This is a genomic window from Aquibacillus sediminis (assembly GCF_005870085.1).
Taxonomy (GTDB): domain Bacteria; phylum Bacillota; class Bacilli; order Bacillales; family Amphibacillaceae; genus Aquibacillus_E; species Aquibacillus_E sediminis.
Genome location: NZ_SZNM01000019.1, coordinates 23,281 through 40,305, shown reverse-complemented (window position 1 = coordinate 40,305; position 17,025 = coordinate 23,281). Strand labels below are relative to the sequence as shown.

Below are 17,025 nucleotides of genomic sequence, written 5' to 3'. Positions count from 1 at the left end.
GTACGAACGAGGACAAGGAAAACTACGGCAGCGTTACATCGCACGCAGAAAATTGGTTTTTATTTTCAAGGAGGCTCACCAGCCCCCCACCGGAAAGCGTAGTGTATTTCCGCAGCGATCTCTTTTAGTACTCATCCTTTAAAGGAAGTTGGAAATTATGTCGCATAATATAGCTTTTATGCAATAACATTAATTTGATGTAATATATTAAATTTTACAAGGCAAATTGAAAAGGTTTATGTGTTCAAAGTACCGTGCTTATGCGTGACTAGCGATGGATATTAAATAAAAATAATTGATAAAATGTATAGTTCTGGCAGTGTGATTTATACTAATAGCCACAACTGGTTATTTCTGCTTTTACTAAATAAAGGTGGAAATCCATCAACCAGAAAGATCATCAAAGAAAGTGAGGCTACGTAGTAATGAAAGCAACAGGAATTGTACGTCGAATTGATGATTTAGGTAGAGTAGTAATCCCAAAAGAAATAAGAAGAACGTTACGCATTCGCGAAGGAGACCCATTAGAAATATTTGTTGACCGAGAAGGCGAAGTTATTTTAAAGAAATATTCACCAATAAGTGAGCTAGGTGATTTTGCAAAAGAATATGCTGATGCACTATTTGATTCATTAGGTTCCCCCGTACTTATTTGTGATCGTGATGAATTTATTGCGGTATCAGGAGAATCTAAAAAAGATTACTTAGGCAAAAATATTGGTAAACAAATGGAAAAAGCGATGGACAATCGTTCTGCAATTGCTGAAATGGAAGAGATAACAGTAGAACTAGTTGAAGGTAATGAGGAGTCTATTGCATCTTATGTACTTAGTCCAATTATTGCAAATGGAGATCCTATTGGTTGTGTCATGATTCTGTCTAAAGAAGATAAGAGTATCGGAAATGTAGAGCAGAAGGCTGTAGAAACAGCAGCAAGTTTTTTAGCAAGACAAATGGAATAAAATAGTAAATATTAATGGGCTGACGTGGGGACCTTAATCTCACCTGTCAGCTCTTTTTTCTTTCCTTGAAAACAATGGTTAATAGATATATGATGAAAGTAAATGTCTTATCTTAAAGTGTATAGTTTATGTGCAATTAGCATTTGTTTATACCAAAGGGGTTAGGTCTAGCTAATTTGAAAAGGGCAGTTGGAGGAACTTATGGAACAAGAAGTTATAATAAAGAAGGCTTTGAATAATAATGTCATTATTGCAGAACATGAGATTTATGGTGAAGTAATTCTTATTGGGAAAGGTATTGGTTTTAATCGAACCAAAGGGGACCTTGTTTCTTTTAATAAAGCAGACAAAACATTTTTATTAAAAGATGAAAAAGAGAAAGAACAATATGTAAATTTGTTATCACAGATTGATAAAGATTTTGTTGAATTCATGAATGAAATAATGCTATATATTGAAGAAAGTATGGGACAAAGTTTAAATGAGCATATTCATGTTGCCTTAACAGACCATTTAACTTTTGCGGTTAAACGAGCGAACCAACAGTTGCAATTTGCAAACCCTTTCTTATATGAAATTGAAACATTGTATCCAAAGGAATTTCAAATAGCCAGGGAAGTAGTTGCGAAAGTGGAAAAAAAGTTTGCTGTTCAATTTCCAGCAGGCGAAATAAGTTTTGTTGCACTACATATTCATAGTGCAGTAACCAATAAGTCTGTAACGGATATAAATCAACATCATAAGCTAATCAAGACGTTGATAAATGTGGTGGAAGAAAACCTCCATACCCAATTAGACCACGACCGTGTGAACTATAATAGGTTCATCCAACACTTACATCGAGCAATAGAACGAGCGCATTATGGTGAAAAGCTTGGAGATGAACAAACCTTAAAAGAAATGTTGAAAATGACTTATCCTGTGTGCTATAATCTCTCTTGGAAGTTGATTAAAGTCATGCAAAAAGAATTGAATAGACCTGTCGATGAATCGGAAGCGTTATATTTAACCATTCATCTGCAACGGTTAACCAATAAACTTTAGTACGTGTAACTGATTCGATCAGGCATGAGTAAGAAAAGATTTTTAGGTTACCATAAGGGATACGTATATACCTTTGGAACCAGTAAAATCTTTTCTACTCATGTCTTTTTTTGTTGGATTTAAAACAACTTCCATTCAAATAGTTAAGGAGGGAAATATATGTTTAAACAATTATTTGGTTTATTACAACGTATTGGTCGCGCATTAATGCTACCAGTATCTGTATTGCCAGCTGCCGGGTTATTACTTGGGTTAGGGCATGAAAACGTTTTAGATATTGCGGTAATGTCTCAAGCTGGTGGAATTATTTTTGATAACTTACCATTACTATTTGCAATTGGTGTTGCAATCGGTTTATCAGATGGTGATGGTGTAGCAGGTTTAGCGGCCGTCATAGGTTTCTTAACTATGAATGTGACGCTAGGTATTATGGCAGAAACTATAGGTGCAGACACTGTCGAAATGTTAGGTATAACCACCTTACAAATGGGTGTGTTTGGCGGTATTATTATGGGTATTGTCGCATCCATACTGTATAAGCGATTCTTTAACATTGAGTTGCCGAGATTTTTAGGTTTCTTCGCAGGAAAGCGTTTTGTTCCGATTATAACAGCAGCAACTGGTGTTGTATTAGGTATGATCTTTGTTTTCGTTTGGCCACCAATTCAAAATGTAATTGATTGGTTCTCTGTACTTGCAACGGAAACTGGTTCAACAGTTGCAGCATTTATCTTTGGTGTTGGTCAGCGTGCGTTAATCCCATTTGGTCTACACCATATTTTCTACCAGCCATTCTGGTATGAGTTTGGTACGTTTGTAAATGATGCAGGTGAAACTGTTCGTGGTGATATGACTCGTTACTTTGCGGGAGATCCAACAGCTGGAACATTTATGGCGGGTTTATTCCCATTTATGCTGTTTGGTCTACCAGCAGCAGCATTAGCAATTTATCATGAGGCAAAACCAGAAAATAAAGCAAAAGTTGCTGGTATTATGGGTTCTGCAGCGTTAACATCTTTCTTGACTGGTATTACTGAACCAATTGAGTTTGCGTTCTTGTTTGTAGCACCAGTGTTATTTGCTATTCATGCTCTGTTTGCGGGACTATCATTCGTTGCAATGGATTTACTAAATGTAAAAGCAGGTTTCACATTTTCTGGTGGGTTTATTGACTACATTCTATACTGGAACTTATCAACCAATGCATGGTTAGTTATTCCAGTCGGTATTGCATTTGCATTCCTTTATTACTTTGGTTTCCGTTTTGCTATTCGCAAATGGAACTTAGCTACACCTGGTCGTGAAGATGAAGAGGATGATACAGATGGTGAAGGAAGTGGAGAAGTTGGAGACCTACCTTACGAAGTGTTAGAAAGCTTAGGTGGACAAGAAAACATTACACACTTAGATGCTTGTATCACAAGATTACGTGTTTCGGTAAATGATAAAGGTGAAGTCGATAAAGGACGTCTGAAAAAATTAGGTGCATCAGGTGTAATGGAAGTCGGCAACAATATTCAAGCAATTTTTGGGCCTCAATCAGATTCGATTAAGGGGCAAATTCAAGACATTATTAGTGGAAAAACACCTCGTCCTAAAAAAGAAACAACAAACGATGATAAAGTTGCAGAAACGCCTGCAGTTGAAGGTGAGTTGGATTTCGTAAGTCCGATAACAGGTAAAATTATGCCTATTACCGAAGTGCCTGATCAAGTATTCTCACAAAAAATGATGGGTGATGGTTTTGCTATTGAACCGGCGGAAGGTAAAATTGCGTCACCTGTTAACGGTAAAATAATTAATATCTTCCCTACTAAACATGCGATAGGGATTCAAGCTGAAAATGGAACAGAAATTTTGATTCACATTGGTATTGATACGGTTAACCTTAAAGGGGAAGGCTTTACAGCTAAAGTAGAAGATGGAGCAGAAGTGAAACAAGGTCAAGTATTAATGGAAATTGATCTTGATTACATCTCAGAAAATGCGCCATCAACTGTGACACCTGTTATCTTTACGAACTTACAGGAAAACCAGTCGATTGAGGTTAAAGCTGAAGGCCAAGTGAAACAAAATGATACCAACATTATTGAAATTAAGTAATTGATCAATACACCATAAAAAAACGATTCACTGTCAGAATTACTCTGAAGTGAATCGCTTTTTTTATAAGCTTTTCTTTATTGCCAATCCACTTGATAAAAACTCCGACGTAGAAATACACTACGCGCATCCTAAGGTGGCTGATGAGCCTCCTTGAAAATAAAAACCAATTTTCTGCGTGCGATGTAATGCTGCCGAAGCCTTCCTTGTCCTCGCTCGTCCCTGAATTATACTTTTTCCTGATTTAAATTGAATGCAATACGATCGCTTCGGTAGAATACTCCGCTTTCCATGGGCACAGACTCGGGCCAACAGGATGTTGGTCACGCAGGAGTGCTAGCTACAACGTTCATCTTCCGAATCAAAGGGACGAGTATGTTATAATAACAACAATGTCATATAGGAACGAAAGGGTACATCATGGAGAAAGGTCAGTCAACAAAGCAACTGTTCAAAGGGGCATTATTGCTTACTTTAGCAGGATTAATCAGTAAAGTGTTTAGTGCGGGGTACCGAATCCCATTACAAAATATAACTGGAGATGTAGGGTTTTACATTTATCAACAAATTTACCCCATTTTAGGTATTGCTACTATGCTAGGGCTATACGGGTTTCCAGTTGCGATATCTAGAGAGGTTGCAAAACAAAAAGAACAGGATGGCCATTTAACAACCAATATGTTCAATATGTTAATTTTGCTAATCATCTTTAACGGTTTACTTTTTATAGGTATGTATCTCAGTGCTTCTAGCATTGCCGTTTGGATGGGGGATCTTAATTTAGTAGGTCCAATAAAAGTAGCGGCATTTATCTTTTTGCTAATCCCATTTCTTTCTTTTTTTCGTGGTATGTTTCAAGGTTTAAATAATATGAAACCGACAGCACTTTCCCAAGTTGCAGAACAACTAATACGAGTTGGCATCATTATATTTATTGCTATTTTTTTAGTGAAACAAGGTTATAATATATATTGGGTAGGGACTGGAGCTGCGCTCGGTTCTATATTGGGAGCATTCTTTTCAACACTTGTTCTTTTTTACATATGGAAAAGAAAGAAGACAATACATGTACAGAGGTTTGATTTCAATGTATTTTCTTTTATGAAGGCAATTATTATATATGGTTTAATTATTAGTATTAATCATATGATCCTTTTATTATTTCAATTTGTAGATGCATTTACACTAGTTCCAAATCTCATAACATTTGGAGAAAGTATAGAGGAAGCGAAGGTGTGGAAAGGTATTTTTGACCGTGCGCAACCACTAATTCAATTAGGTGCGGTACTTGGCTCTTCATTTGCATTAGCACTTGTCCCATCGGTAACAGAAAAAAGGATGAAACAGTTTCCAAACCTTTTTCATTCGCATTTACAAAGTGCTATTAAGTTTAGTTTCCTTTTGTCGGTAGGTGCAACAGTAGGACTAATTACTATTTTTCCTTATGCCAATACCTTATTATTCCTAGATAATAAGGGTAGTGGTAGTCTAGAGTTATTAACTATCACAATCTTTTTTGCATCATTGGTGATTACGACAGCATCTATTTTGCAAGGTTTGGGCTATGTAAAAGCAACAGCCGGATCGATTATAGTTGGAGTCCTTGTAAAGTGGATACTCAATATAAGTTTGATTCCAACACTACATATTAATGGAAGTGCTATAGCCACAGTCTTAAGTAGCTCGATTATTTTATTATTGAATCTAATTATTTTGAAGAAGGTTTTGCCAAGTACGAAACTTTTTGTTATTCCTTGGAGAACTTTTTTACTATCTATCAGTGGAATGGTTATTTTTTTATTTATCATGAATGGGTTAGTTACTAAAGTGGTAGTATTAACAACACGCTTGGATTATTTAGTTTATGTTTTATGTGTGTCAATAGTAGGGGCACTTATTTATCTTTTTCTACTTGTTAAATATAATGGGTTTACAAAAGAGGAATTGCGCGCCTTACCTTTTGGAGAACAGTTATCCCGTCTTAACAGACAGTAACCCTCACTGGTGGGAGTTTCACTATAATAATGTTACATATAGGGGAGGAAAAATAATGTCAAATACGATAGAAGTCATAGGGCTTGGAGCAGGAGATATAGATCAGTTGCCGTTAGGGTTATATCGCAAATTGAAAGCATATCAAGGCAATATTCATGTTCGTACCCTAGACCATCCAGTCGTATCTTCTTTACAAGAAGAAGGGGTGTCCTTTTTTTCATATGATTCCGTCTATGAATCATTTGACGATTTCCCATCTGTCTATGAAGAAATTGTTCGACAGTTAAAGGAGCAAGCAGCACAAGAATACATCATTTATGTTGTGCCGGGACATCCGATGCTCGCTGAAAAAACAGTCCAACTATTACTGGAACAACAGGACATCGAAGTAAACATCCTAGGGGGGCAAAGTTATTTAGATGACTTGTTTACTGTATTAGGGATTGATCCAATTGAAGGCTTTCAGTTTGTAGATGGTACATCGTTTAAGAGAAATGAATTACAATACCGACAACATATTGTTTTTTGTCAAGTGTATGATGGATGGATTGCATCAGAAGTGAAGCTAACCTTATTAGAGGATCTCCCGCCGGAATATCCGATTACCATTGTAGAGGCTGCCGGAAGTAAACAAGAATCAATTAAGACGATTCCCTTAGTTGAGCTGGATCAAACGGCTAAATTAAGTAACTTAACAAGTATCTATGTTCCACCAGTTGCCGATGATCAACTAAATCATCAGTTTTCACGTTTACGAGAAGTGATTGCCATATTACGAAGCCCAAATGGATGTCCATGGGATCGAAAGCAAACCCATGAATCATTAAGGAAATATTTATTAGAAGAGGCTTACGAGTTTATTGAAGCAGTGAACAAACAAGATGATGATGGGATGATCGAAGAAATCGGGGATGTACTACTACAAGTCATGTTACATAGTCAAATTGGAGAAGATGAGGGATTTTTCACCATTGATGATGTAATTAAAACACTGACGGATAAAATGATTCGCCGCCATCCACATGTTTTTGGTAATGTAGAAGTTGACACATCAAATGACGTCATCACAAATTGGGAACAGATTAAACAACAAGAAAAAGGGGAACAAACACAATCCCTACTTGATAAGGTCCCATCGGAATTACCTGAATTATTAAGAGCTGAGGAGTTACAGAAAAAAGCTGCAAAAGTTGGGTTTGATTGGAATGATTCGACACCAATTTGGAATAAGATTAAAGAAGAGATGGACGAGGTACAAGAAGCATTAGAAGTGGGCGAACAAGATGAAGTGGAAAAGGAATTTGGAGACGTACTATTTGCTATTGTTAATTTAGCTAGGTACTATAAGGTGAATCCAGAAATTTCCTTGCAGAGAACAAATGGAAAGTTTAAAGCAAGGTTTCAATATATTGAAGAACAATTAAGCAAACAAAACCTATCATTTGATCAACTAACGTTAGATGAGTTAGATGTGTATTGGAATCAAGCAAAAGAAAAGAACATTGATTCATAAAGGAGCGGGATTGGAATATGAGGTTAGATAAATTTTTAAAAGTTTCAAGGTTGATTAAAAGAAGAACTTTGGCGAAGGAAGTAGCTGATCAAGGACGAATAACGGTTAATGGTAATCAAGCCAAATCATCAACGAAGATAGCTGTTGGCGATAAACTTTCGATTCAATTTGGTCAAAAATTGTTAACCATTCAAGTTGATTCTGTAAAAGAAACTGTAAAAAAAGGTGAAGCAGCATCTCTATACACAATCCTTAAGGAAGAAGCGGTTAATTAACTAGAAATTGGTGTTCGGAAAACGAACATTTATGTTCTAATTTACTCCCTATCGACATAGATTGTAACGATAAGGGAGGGTTGTCCAATGAATCACTATGAAAAAAATCAAACTTCTTCATTAAGACCACAGGCAGATCACCATGTTACCATGCATAATAGAAGAAATTTAGAGATTAGTGGTGTGAAAGAAGTAGATAGCTTTGATAATGAGGAATTTCTTCTACAAACGGTAATGGGTTATTTAATCGTGCGTGGTGAGAATTTGCAAATGAAAAACTTAGATGTAGAGCAAGGGAATGTGTCAATTAAAGGTAAAATTTATGAGCTTTCTTACTTAGACGAGCAACATGGGGAGAAGGCTAAAGGACTCTTTAGCAAGCTTTTTAAATGACACTAACAGTTCAATTCGTCACCATTATTTCAATGGTTGCTGGAGGTATTTATTTAGGCGGAGCAATTGAAACGTTCAAACGGTTTGAGTTTTTTTGGAAAAGAAAAACGATACTTTCTTATGTGATAGAAATTAGTTTTTGGTTGTTACAAGCGCTAATATTATTTTATATTTTATACTTGGTCAATCAAGGAGAACTCCGTTTTTACATCCTACTGGCGCTAATTTGTGGATATGCTACGTATAAGAGCTTGTTTGAAAACACCTATAAACGGTTATTGGAACGTGTCATTAACATTAGTATATCAATCTATTTATTTATCTATCGATTATTACAATTAGTAGTAGTGAAACCAATTAAATTACTAATTAAGTTTACGATAGGTTTATTGGTAACCGTTTGGGGTATGTTACTTTCAGCCTCATGGTTGTTGGTTAAAGTTGTATGGTATCCAATAAAATTGATTTTTGCTCTTATTTGGCGCTTGCTGCCGCAAATTGCGAAAAAATATATTTACCAATTAGCAGGATTTTATAGTAAAATAAAGAATAAAGTAGTTAGTTGGTGGAAATATTTGATAAACAGAAGGAGGTAGCCAGTCGGTGATGAAGAAAGATAAAAATGTAGCAAGAATAAAATCAAATTATATGCAGCAATATGATGTCTATATGGAAAGGCAACTTAATAAGAAAAAACGCCTTTATCGCCGTCTAGCGCTATTTTTCATCATCGTTTTAGTAACCATTGGAAGCTTAACGACATACCATGTAAAACAAAGAGCCCTTCATGCTGAAAAGCTAGAGCAATATGAACATCTTGAAGAGGAATTGGCTTCCCTTAAACAAGAGGAAAAAGATTTAAAGCAGGAAGTTGAATTATTAAATGATGAAGAATACATACTACAAATTGCAAAAACAAATTATTTCTTTTCAGAAGAAGGAGAAGTTATATTTAAACTACCAGAAGAAGAACAATCATATTGACACGCTTTTTAAAGCTTATATATAATATATAAGTAGTACATCTTTTTTAAATTTTTAAGGAGGAGCATTTTTTTTATGTCAATCGAAGTAGGCAGCAAGTTGCAGGGTAAGGTAACAGGGATTACTAATTTTGGAGCTTTCGTTGAATTGCCAGGAGGTTCAACAGGTTTAGTTCATATTAGTGAAGTTGCCGATAACTATGTTAAGGACATTAATGAACATTTAACTGTAGGAGATGAAATTACAGTAAAAGTTATTAATGTTGAGAAAGATGGAAAAATTGGATTGTCTATTAAGAAAGCAAAAGATAATCCTAATGCAGGACGTCGTAAATCAAACCAGTCAAAAAGTAATAATCGAGAACGCACAGAATCATTTGAAGCAAAGATGAATCGTTTTCTTAAAGATTCAGAAGATCGTCTAGCATCATTGAAAAAGCACACAGAATCTAAACGTGGAGGTCGAGGTGCTAAAAAGGGCTAAACTTGCTGTCTAATGGAGAAGTCGTCTACAGTATACCTGTTATCATATAAAAGTAGCTGATATTGTTTAACACAATATCAGCTTTTTATTTGAACTAAAGTTTTATTGGGATTTAATGAACATAAGCTGTATTATATGCATTAACTAGAATTTACTTTCTTGCATTCTGGTTGTAATAAGAGCGAATATACCGTTCCTGCAGAATACTACGCTTTCCATGGGCACGGCTTCAGTTAACTTGGTAAATAAAACCGCTTTACCAATTGGATCTTCAGCTCGTGCTGTTCCCATAGGACAAGGAAGGCTACGGCAGCGATACATCGCACGAAGAAAATTGGTCTTTATTTTTGAGGAGTCTCCGTATTCTGCCTCCACTAAATTAGGTTTTCTGATTAGTGATGATGCAATACTCTATAAATTCAAAATAACAAATTTCCTGTAAGCTTGTATTGCAGCATGGCAATTATTATTAAAGGTATTTTATATAATTTTTATTAAGCAATGCACTATAAAATTTCGGAGTACAGGAAACAGCGAAGGAAATACACGGAGACTCCTACGGGAGGAAAGGCCTAGGTGAGACACCGCAGCGAGGGACGAGCGAGGAGGCTCATCAGCCGCCCGTGGAAAGCGGAGTGTATTTCCGTAGCGTCCTATTAGCACTCATCCTTTAGAGGAAGTTGGAAGTTATGTCACATAATACAGCTTATGTGCACTAATAAAAACCTCTACATTCTAAGATAAGTGTTAACTACGTTATATAACAAACTTTTCCAACTTAAATGTATGATCAATATTTCACAAAATCTACACAGACTACCTATATTTATTAGTATGAATTTATGATAAAATTGTATGTGAAATAAATCACAACATAGGAGGAATACAAAATGAAATTCAAATTAGCGATAGCATTAGGAGTTTCTATATCCTTACTAGCAGCCTGTGGTGCGGAAGAAGAACCGGCAGCTCCAGATGCAAGTGCAGAAGAAACAACAGATGTAGTAACAACAGCATCAATCGTCGATGAAGCAGATGCATTTGTAGAAGCAGTAAGTGAAGATGGTACATGGATTGTTGCAACGCTAAATGATCTAACAATTGACGAAGATGTAGTTATAGCAGGTGAGTTTCATGATAAGGGAGATGAAGCAAATGATGTTTATAGAAAAATTGCTCCATATACCCAAGATGATGACCACAACATCACAGATTCATTCACAATTACTGTACCAAAGCTAACGATTCAAAGTGAAAACTTAAACTTCCAAGGTGGAACACTTGAAGGTGATGTAGTTGTTGAGGCAAATGGCTTTAATCTGGATGCATCATCAACAATAGACGGAAACATATACTTTGTTAATGAAGAAGTAGAAGAATCTGCTACGATTGATGGTGAAGTAACAGGAACTGTAGAAGTACAATAATATATGATTGATCTAATAATTAGATAAAGAAAAGGCTCACCAAAGGTGATATGTTTCCCCTTTGATGAGCCTTTATTTAAATAAACTAACAATATTTGAATTGAAAAAAACAAACGTAATACGCCCTTTTAAAAGGGATAGCATTACGTTTAGTGTTCTGTTCCTATTCTGCAGGCTCAAAATCTTCAAGGGAGTCAACTTCCATATATGCTGGTACAGCTAATCCAATTTTAGTTCCTTCATAGCTTGGTCCTAAATCAATAAACTCCCCTTCCTATTCTTCATATAACGCACCATGCGTTGAAGGCAGCCATGGTGAAAGAGATGCATCTGCATCGCCGGTTGAAATGGATTCAAATAAAACAGCAGGATCAATAGAAGTAAGTGTAACGTTAAATCCTTGTTGTTCTAATACTAATTTAGCTATATTTGCTGTAAATAACTCAGAATCCCAAGGAGTAGAAACTAATTCTATTGATGAACCATCTGCAGGATCGACTCCTTCTGTCCATGTTGTAATGGTGTCTTGATTTTCATCAACCCATTGCTGTGCTAACTCACTCATCTCTAATTCTTCTTCATGAGCTATTAAAAGGGCTGATTCTATATCAGATACTTCCCAATGGAATCGGTCAAGAATGGTATAAGCATTTGGTAGTTCCTCTTCTAAGCCCTTTCTAACAACTGTTGCAGCATGTTGTTCCTCTCCAAAGATATCTTCAGGATCCTCTAGATACTTCAGATCCCATTTGGCAAACTTATAATGAGGAGACCAAGCTGTAACCGTAATAGGCTCTTGATTACTTATTGCTTTATCTAAAGCTGATAACATTGCTCCTGTCGAGGAAGTTTCTTGTTGCCAACCACTAAGGCTTTCGTACTCAGCTATTGCTTGGTTGTTCAGCTCCGTTTGTCCGGCGCCGGGTTCAAGGCCGGTAATTGTATAATCCATTTCTTCACCGACGCTTTGCGGTTCCTCTTCTTGTCCACAACCAGCTATTACAAAGGATAATGATAATCCCATAATGACCCCTAATTGTTTCCAATTAAACATATGTGTTACACTCCTTTAGTTGTGATTGCTACTTTTTATAAGATCGTAGCAAACTCCTAAGTTGTCTTTAATGTTTTATACTATTAGGCATCAGTAAAAACATTTAGAAAGTCTTAAAAACAATCTATTTAACATGTTATAGTTTATTTATCTATTATACAGAGGCGGATAGGCTGTTTATTATCTATATAGTACGTATATTTTATGATTAATTATTATATAAAGTAGGTAATGTAAAAATCTACATCTACCTACGTTTTTCGCCATTTTATGCAAACTTCAATAAATATGAATCAGAATTTTGGGGAAGTTAAAAATGAGAGTTAAATGCAAACAAAAAAGGCTTAGTAATAAAACTAAACCTTAGAGAATTAAAAGATAGGAAGTAGTAAAATTTAATAATTTCGTTGTAGTAGATTTGTTGTTATGTCAAAGAGTTTATGTTTATAGTCACCATCTGGTAACTTATTTAGTTCTTTCAATGCTTTGTTTGTATAACGTTCTGCTAATTTGCGTGCTTTTTCTACACCTTTATAATGATTTATTAATTCCATCAGTTGTTCCAAGTCATGATCCGTAAGGGCTTCTTTTTTCTTTAAAATTTTATGAAAAGCACTTTTGTTTGCTTGCATGGCAAAGATCAAAGGCAAATTGTAAAGGCCTTGTCGGATATCGGCCATTATTGGTTTACCTAATGTTTCACTGTTTCCTTGATAATCTAGTATATCATCGATAATTTGAAAGGCCATTCCAATATGATGACCCATATTCCATGCATTCATTATTTGCCTTCGAGATGCTTTGCTTTCTAGAGCACCAGAGTAACAACTAACAGCAAATAATTGTGCCGTTTTTCCAGATATACGGGTTAAGTAGTCTTTAACTGATACGGCTTCTCTGTAGCGTGAATTTAACTGATCTAGTTCTCCACTCAATATCTTTTCCATGCTCCTAGCATTAAACTCTAAATGTGCTAGTGAAGCTGCGTGTCGTGAAAGGATCGTAAAAACGATACAAAATAGGTAGTCACCAGAATAGATCGCATATTTATTATCATGTTTTTGATGGATAGTAGAAATGCAATGGCGAGTATTCGCTTCATCAATCACATCATCATGTACTAATGTAGCCATATGCAATGTTTCTAATGCAGCAGCAACCGCAATGGCTTTTTCCTTATCTTGTTCAGGTCCAATCTGGGCACATAATAAGGAGTAGGTGGGTCGAAGTAATTTTCCGCCAAAGTGAATTAAATGTTTAATGGTAGATTCAACCGTTTTATCACGGACACGAACATGCGAATCTATTAAATGGAGTACTTTAGATAAATCATTTTTAATCGTAGGATAGTCATTCCACATATGGTGTACACGCATTGTAAAAACCTCTTTCTATCTATAAATTAATCTAATTCATGTAAAAATTTATAATAATGTAACTTTTCAACATGTGTTAGTAAGTAGTTAGCAGCAATACCTATTGCTATTCCTGACAAGATCCCAACGAATGATAGTACAGGTAAATAAAGTAGAACTGTCCAAGTTTGTGCGATCCAACTAGCCACAGCAAGTTGCCCAACATTATGCAGTATTGCTCCGGTTGTACTGACGCCGATGAGACTAACACGCGAGGGGCCTAACCTTTTAACAGACCACATTCCTATGAAACTTAAGATCGCTCCTGATGCGCTGTACATAAATGTTGAAATCGTACCACCTAACAATGCTGCGAGAACTAGGCGAATAGCAACTACTTTACAAGCATCCTTGGTTGAAAGGGTGTAGAGCGCCATACAAGTAATAATGTTAGCTAATCCCAACTTTGCACCTGGTGCAACAGCAAAAGGAAATGGAATTGCTCGCTCCAGTAAACTGATGATTACCGCTTGAGCTGCTAATAAGGCAATATAAACAAGACGTTGATTTTTTGTCATAAACGCTACTCCCAATCTCTATAAACTAATACAAAAACGTAAGTGCCCGGGTAGAGACGTATGGAGGGAAGTCTTTTTACAACTTTAGTACTTCGTGGACATGGCTAATCCTGCAAACCCTTTATCCATAGCCGGGACAATAGCTGATTAAGAACTAATAATTAGATCGTCCGTATCGTCATTTTCTGTTTGTATTTCAATGATGACTTTATGTGGTAAACAAACAATGGTTTCTCCTGGTTTTGAGATGTAACCTGTTCGGACACAAACTTGGTCAGAACAAGTTGCAGATTTCATTCGTATTCGGTCATCATGTACTTCAACTGTATTAATATGTGAACCTGACTCTTGTATATCAAACACATCTGTACCTTCGTTTCCAGTAAGCGTGACCCGTTCCACTTCTTCGTTGTCAATGGAAATAACAGCAACACGACTAGAATCTGCACTAACATTTTGAGCCTGTTGCATACTAAAGATGACATAAGGTAATAAAGAGAGTAGGACAAGTAAGATAATAAGAATAATATCCCAACGTTTTACCATGTTGTAATACTTTTTCATGTCTACTCTCCTTTTTCTGTGAAAATTTAGGATGCTTTTCTATTTTGCTTTTTATCTGATGCTAATCCATTGCCATCTTTATAAATGGCTTGTTCTTTTCCGTACCACCAATTTCCAACTGTTTGTTGAAGATATGGTACTACCCAGTAATCTAAACCAAATGTTCTTCCAGATCCATTCATTAAAGCAATGGATGCAGGTAGAGCCCATACTTTATTCCATCCTAGCATTGCGGATAATGTAAACATTACTAAGAATCCAGCACTTGCAGCACTTGCTAACCAAGTAAATAAACCCGCTAGTATTGCTAAACCAATTCCAAGTTCGACAAAAACCATAAATTTTTGCATGAACACGGCCATTTCAGGTGTAGGAAGAACGATTTGCATAAACCATTCGAAAATTCCAGGCATTTCACTTAATATAGGTGTTGCCCATTCTGTTTCGCCACCACCAGCTGCTGCTTCACTCGCACCACTTGTTGCCTCTTGTAACCATTCAAATGGCATTCTAACGGTTGATCCGACTAACCAAGAATCTTCACCTAATCCAGTAAATAATTGAGGGATATTAGACCAACTAGATGTTATTTCACTCCACTTGGTGTGACCGTATATTTTCGCTCCAGCTTCTGCTAACCAGAATCCGGCTACAAATAGACGTAAAGGTAAACTCCATAAAACATTGCCATAGCGCGTAGGGAAATCTCGGAAAATATTACGTTTATCCTTCGTTTGGAAAAATTCATGCATAATATAATGGAACATATAATAGCCACTACGTATACCAAAGAAGTAATAAAGGTTAACCATATGTTTCATAAAGTTAGCAAACCAGCCACTTAAACGAATTCCACTTAAGTTTGCAACTCCGTATCTTGCGCCAATGGAAACCATCACACCGTGATATTTCCCGTTGTATGCTTCTTTTTCTCCACCACTAATATCAGCAATAATGCTTTTGGCTGCTGTCATACCTGTTTGTTCGGCAGCTTCTACAATTTGTGGGGTGGGTTTTCCTTCCTCTTCTTCATAATAAGCAAGGTCACCAATCACATAAACATCTTCATAGTCTTCAGATTCCATATATTCATTTACTTTTAAGCGACCAGCACGGGCTGTAGACATACCGTAGTCTTTTGTATCTGAATTGGCCTTCACACCTGCAGTCCAAATTAATGTATGTGTCGGTACTTCTTCACCAGATTTTAAAACAATTGATTCTGGCTTAACTTCGACAATAGGTGAATTTTTTAAGATTTTCACACCTTTTTTAACAAGATAAGATTCTGCTTTATCCGCATCTTTCCGGTCTAGCATATTTAAAATAGTTGGTGCAGCTTCTACTACATATAAAGAAATTTCTTCTACGTTAAGTTTATGCTCTTTGGCAAGGCGTTCTTTCCATTCAATTAGTTCCCCGACCATTTCAATTCCAGTAAAACCTGACCCACATACTGTGAAGGTAAGCATGGCTCGACGAGTTGCTTCGTCATGTTCTAATGCTGCAAGTTGAACTGTTTTTTCGATATGTTCGCGTAATTGAACAGCATCTTCCCATGACCATAAAGTAAACGCATGTTCTCCTACACCTGGTGTTCCAAAATCATTCGGTTCACCACCCATACCAAGGATCAGGTAATCATAATCAAATGCGCCATGTTCGGTTTCTACCTTTTTTTTGTTGTGATCTACATGTGTAACATTATCTGTTACTAAATTAACCTTGGTACGATTAAATAAACGACGTAGATCGAATTGAATTGCATCAGGTTCAACGCGATGTGCCGCAACCTCATGTAGTTCCGTCATCATGGTATGGTACGAATGACGATCAATTAAAGTAATATTGACAGATGGATCTTTTTTATATTTTTTTGCAAGTTTTTTTGCAGCATGGACACCAGCATAACCGGCACCAATAATAACAATGTTCTTGTCTGCCATATTCATTCACTCCCTTTTGTGTACTTTCAAGAATTCATGTGAAATCTTGAACAATGTATTTTTTATTTTAATGCTTCTCTTTGGCTCTGTCTACAGTTTTCATAAATTAGAAATAAATTAATTTGTTAAGTGTTCACGAAATAGTAACAAAACATAGTAAACCTAAAAGTTTATTGTTATATAAGGCATTTAAAAGGTTTTATTCAGTAAATAAGGAGTAAAATATTATAGACATAATGCTGCCGTAATGCTAGAATGAAAGTGAATAATGTGAATGGTTTCACATTTATTTTATTTGGAATTATAGTGAATTTATTCACAAAATTCAAAGCGATTCATACCTATTTAA

16 protein-coding genes are annotated in these 17,025 nt (G+C 36.0%); 11 read left to right on the top strand and 5 right to left on the bottom strand.

Going from position 1 to position 17,025, the window contains the following annotated elements; translation table 11 throughout:
* Window positions 1-425 precede the first annotated feature (425 nt).
* From spoVT to FCI53_RS15645, 11 genes are all read left to right on the top strand, one after another.
* Entirely contained in the window at window positions 426-962 is a 537-nt protein-coding gene (gene spoVT, locus FCI53_RS15695) for a stage V sporulation protein T (RefSeq protein WP_138420000.1), read from the top strand.
* Window positions 963-1,163: 201 nt separating this feature from the next.
* A complete protein-coding gene (glcT, locus tag FCI53_RS15690) occupies window positions 1,164-2,006 on the top strand; it encodes a glucose PTS transporter transcription antiterminator GlcT (protein ID WP_138419999.1) in 843 nt (280 codons plus the stop codon).
* 159 nt (window positions 2,007-2,165) lie between these two features.
* Complete coding sequence (ptsG, locus tag FCI53_RS15685) at window positions 2,166-4,109, top strand: glucose-specific PTS transporter subunit IIBC (protein WP_138419998.1); 1,944 nt, start codon at window positions 2,166-2,168, stop codon at window positions 4,107-4,109.
* 420 nt (window positions 4,110-4,529) lie between these two features.
* Window positions 4,530-6,104, top strand: a complete 1,575-nt coding sequence (locus tag FCI53_RS15680) for a putative polysaccharide biosynthesis protein (protein WP_138419997.1) — start codon at window positions 4,530-4,532, stop codon at window positions 6,102-6,104.
* Between the two features lie 55 nt (window positions 6,105-6,159).
* Window positions 6,160-7,617, top strand: a complete 1,458-nt coding sequence (gene yabN / locus FCI53_RS15675; protein WP_138419996.1) for a bifunctional methyltransferase/pyrophosphohydrolase YabN — start codon at window positions 6,160-6,162, stop codon at window positions 7,615-7,617.
* Between the two features lie 17 nt (window positions 7,618-7,634).
* The gene (locus FCI53_RS15670; protein WP_138419995.1) at window positions 7,635-7,892 is read left to right on the top strand and encodes an RNA-binding S4 domain-containing protein; all 258 of its coding nucleotides are present in this window, start codon (window positions 7,635-7,637) and stop codon (window positions 7,890-7,892) included.
* Window positions 7,893-7,979: 87 nt separating this feature from the next.
* Window positions 7,980-8,285 (top strand): sporulation protein YabP, encoded by a 306-nt coding sequence (yabP, locus tag FCI53_RS15665; RefSeq protein ID WP_138419994.1) that lies wholly within the window; start codon window positions 7,980-7,982, stop codon window positions 8,283-8,285.
* Complete coding sequence (gene yabQ / locus FCI53_RS15660; RefSeq protein WP_138419993.1) at window positions 8,282-8,881, top strand: spore cortex biosynthesis protein YabQ; 600 nt, start codon at window positions 8,282-8,284, stop codon at window positions 8,879-8,881. Before yabP ends, yabQ begins: the two co-directional genes overlap by 4 nt.
* A 10-nt stretch (window positions 8,882-8,891) precedes the next feature.
* Window positions 8,892-9,269 carry an FtsB family cell division protein gene (locus tag FCI53_RS15655; RefSeq protein WP_425457188.1) on the top strand — a complete coding sequence of 126 codons (378 nt, stop codon included), beginning with the start codon at window positions 8,892-8,894 and terminating at the stop codon, window positions 9,267-9,269.
* Window positions 9,270-9,344: 75 nt separating this feature from the next.
* Complete coding sequence (locus tag FCI53_RS15650; RefSeq protein ID WP_138419991.1) at window positions 9,345-9,752, top strand: S1 domain-containing RNA-binding protein; 408 nt, start codon at window positions 9,345-9,347, stop codon at window positions 9,750-9,752.
* A gap of 890 nt (window positions 9,753-10,642) precedes the next feature.
* Window positions 10,643-11,179: a hypothetical protein gene (locus FCI53_RS15645; RefSeq protein ID WP_138419990.1), complete on the top strand. Its 537-nt coding sequence runs from the start codon at window positions 10,643-10,645 to the stop codon at window positions 11,177-11,179.
* 274 nt (window positions 11,180-11,453) lie between these two features.
* On the opposite strand, the gene FCI53_RS15640 is transcribed toward FCI53_RS15645, so the two are convergent.
* The 5 genes from FCI53_RS15640 to FCI53_RS15620 all read right to left on the bottom strand — a co-directional run bounded on the left by FCI53_RS15640 (window position 11,454) and on the right by FCI53_RS15620 (window position 16,676).
* Window positions 11,454-12,233, bottom strand: coding sequence for a glycine betaine ABC transporter substrate-binding protein (locus FCI53_RS15640; protein ID WP_246050130.1), 780 nt, complete (start codon window positions 12,231-12,233; stop codon window positions 11,454-11,456).
* 395 nt (window positions 12,234-12,628) lie between these two features.
* Window positions 12,629-13,609: a polyprenyl synthetase family protein gene (locus tag FCI53_RS15635; RefSeq protein ID WP_138419989.1), complete on the bottom strand. Its 981-nt coding sequence runs from the start codon at window positions 13,607-13,609 to the stop codon at window positions 12,629-12,631.
* Window positions 13,610-13,635: 26 nt separating this feature from the next.
* Complete coding sequence (locus tag FCI53_RS15630) at window positions 13,636-14,166, bottom strand: Gx transporter family protein (RefSeq protein WP_138419988.1); 531 nt, start codon at window positions 14,164-14,166, stop codon at window positions 13,636-13,638.
* A gap of 147 nt (window positions 14,167-14,313) precedes the next feature.
* The gene (locus FCI53_RS15625) at window positions 14,314-14,730 is read right to left on the bottom strand and encodes a NusG domain II-containing protein (protein ID WP_138419987.1); all 417 of its coding nucleotides are present in this window, start codon (window positions 14,728-14,730) and stop codon (window positions 14,314-14,316) included.
* Window positions 14,731-14,756: 26 nt separating this feature from the next.
* Window positions 14,757-16,676: an FAD-dependent oxidoreductase gene (locus FCI53_RS15620; RefSeq protein WP_138419986.1), complete on the bottom strand. Its 1,920-nt coding sequence runs from the start codon at window positions 16,674-16,676 to the stop codon at window positions 14,757-14,759.
* Window positions 16,677-17,025: the final 349 nt, after the last annotated feature.

What these genes read in the sequence shown, in the direction of transcription:
- FCI53_RS15635 (WP_138419989.1), bottom strand. Translation starts at nt 13,609, where the DNA reads ATGCGTGTACACCATATGTGGAATGACTATCCTACGATTAAAAATGAT.
- FCI53_RS15680 (WP_138419997.1), top strand. Translation starts at nt 4,530, where the DNA reads ATGGAGAAAGGTCAGTCAACAAAGCAACTGTTCAAAGGGGCATTATTG.
- FCI53_RS15670 (WP_138419995.1), top strand. Translation starts at nt 7,635, where the DNA reads ATGAGGTTAGATAAATTTTTAAAAGTTTCAAGGTTGATTAAAAGAAGA.
- FCI53_RS15645 (WP_138419990.1), top strand. Translation starts at nt 10,643, where the DNA reads ATGAAATTCAAATTAGCGATAGCATTAGGAGTTTCTATATCCTTACTA.
- FCI53_RS15620 (WP_138419986.1), bottom strand. Translation starts at nt 16,676, where the DNA reads ATGGCAGACAAGAACATTGTTATTATTGGTGCCGGTTATGCTGGTGTC.
- yabQ (WP_138419993.1), top strand. Translation starts at nt 8,282, where the DNA reads ATGACACTAACAGTTCAATTCGTCACCATTATTTCAATGGTTGCTGGA.
- spoVT (WP_138420000.1), top strand. Translation starts at nt 426, where the DNA reads ATGAAAGCAACAGGAATTGTACGTCGAATTGATGATTTAGGTAGAGTA.
- FCI53_RS15630 (WP_138419988.1), bottom strand. Translation starts at nt 14,166, where the DNA reads ATGACAAAAAATCAACGTCTTGTTTATATTGCCTTATTAGCAGCTCAA.
- ptsG (WP_138419998.1), top strand. Translation starts at nt 2,166, where the DNA reads ATGTTTAAACAATTATTTGGTTTATTACAACGTATTGGTCGCGCATTA.
- glcT (WP_138419999.1), top strand. Translation starts at nt 1,164, where the DNA reads ATGGAACAAGAAGTTATAATAAAGAAGGCTTTGAATAATAATGTCATT.
- yabP (WP_138419994.1), top strand. Translation starts at nt 7,980, where the DNA reads ATGAATCACTATGAAAAAAATCAAACTTCTTCATTAAGACCACAGGCA.
- FCI53_RS15655 (WP_425457188.1), top strand. Translation starts at nt 8,892, where the DNA reads ATGAAGAAAGATAAAAATGTAGCAAGAATAAAATCAAATTATATGCAG.
- yabN (WP_138419996.1), top strand. Translation starts at nt 6,160, where the DNA reads ATGTCAAATACGATAGAAGTCATAGGGCTTGGAGCAGGAGATATAGAT.
- FCI53_RS15650 (WP_138419991.1), top strand. Translation starts at nt 9,345, where the DNA reads ATGTCAATCGAAGTAGGCAGCAAGTTGCAGGGTAAGGTAACAGGGATT.
- FCI53_RS15625 (WP_138419987.1), bottom strand. Translation starts at nt 14,730, where the DNA reads ATGAAAAAGTATTACAACATGGTAAAACGTTGGGATATTATTCTTATT.
- FCI53_RS15640 (WP_246050130.1), bottom strand. Translation starts at nt 12,233, where the DNA reads ATGTTTAATTGGAAACAATTAGGGGTCATTATGGGATTATCATTATCC.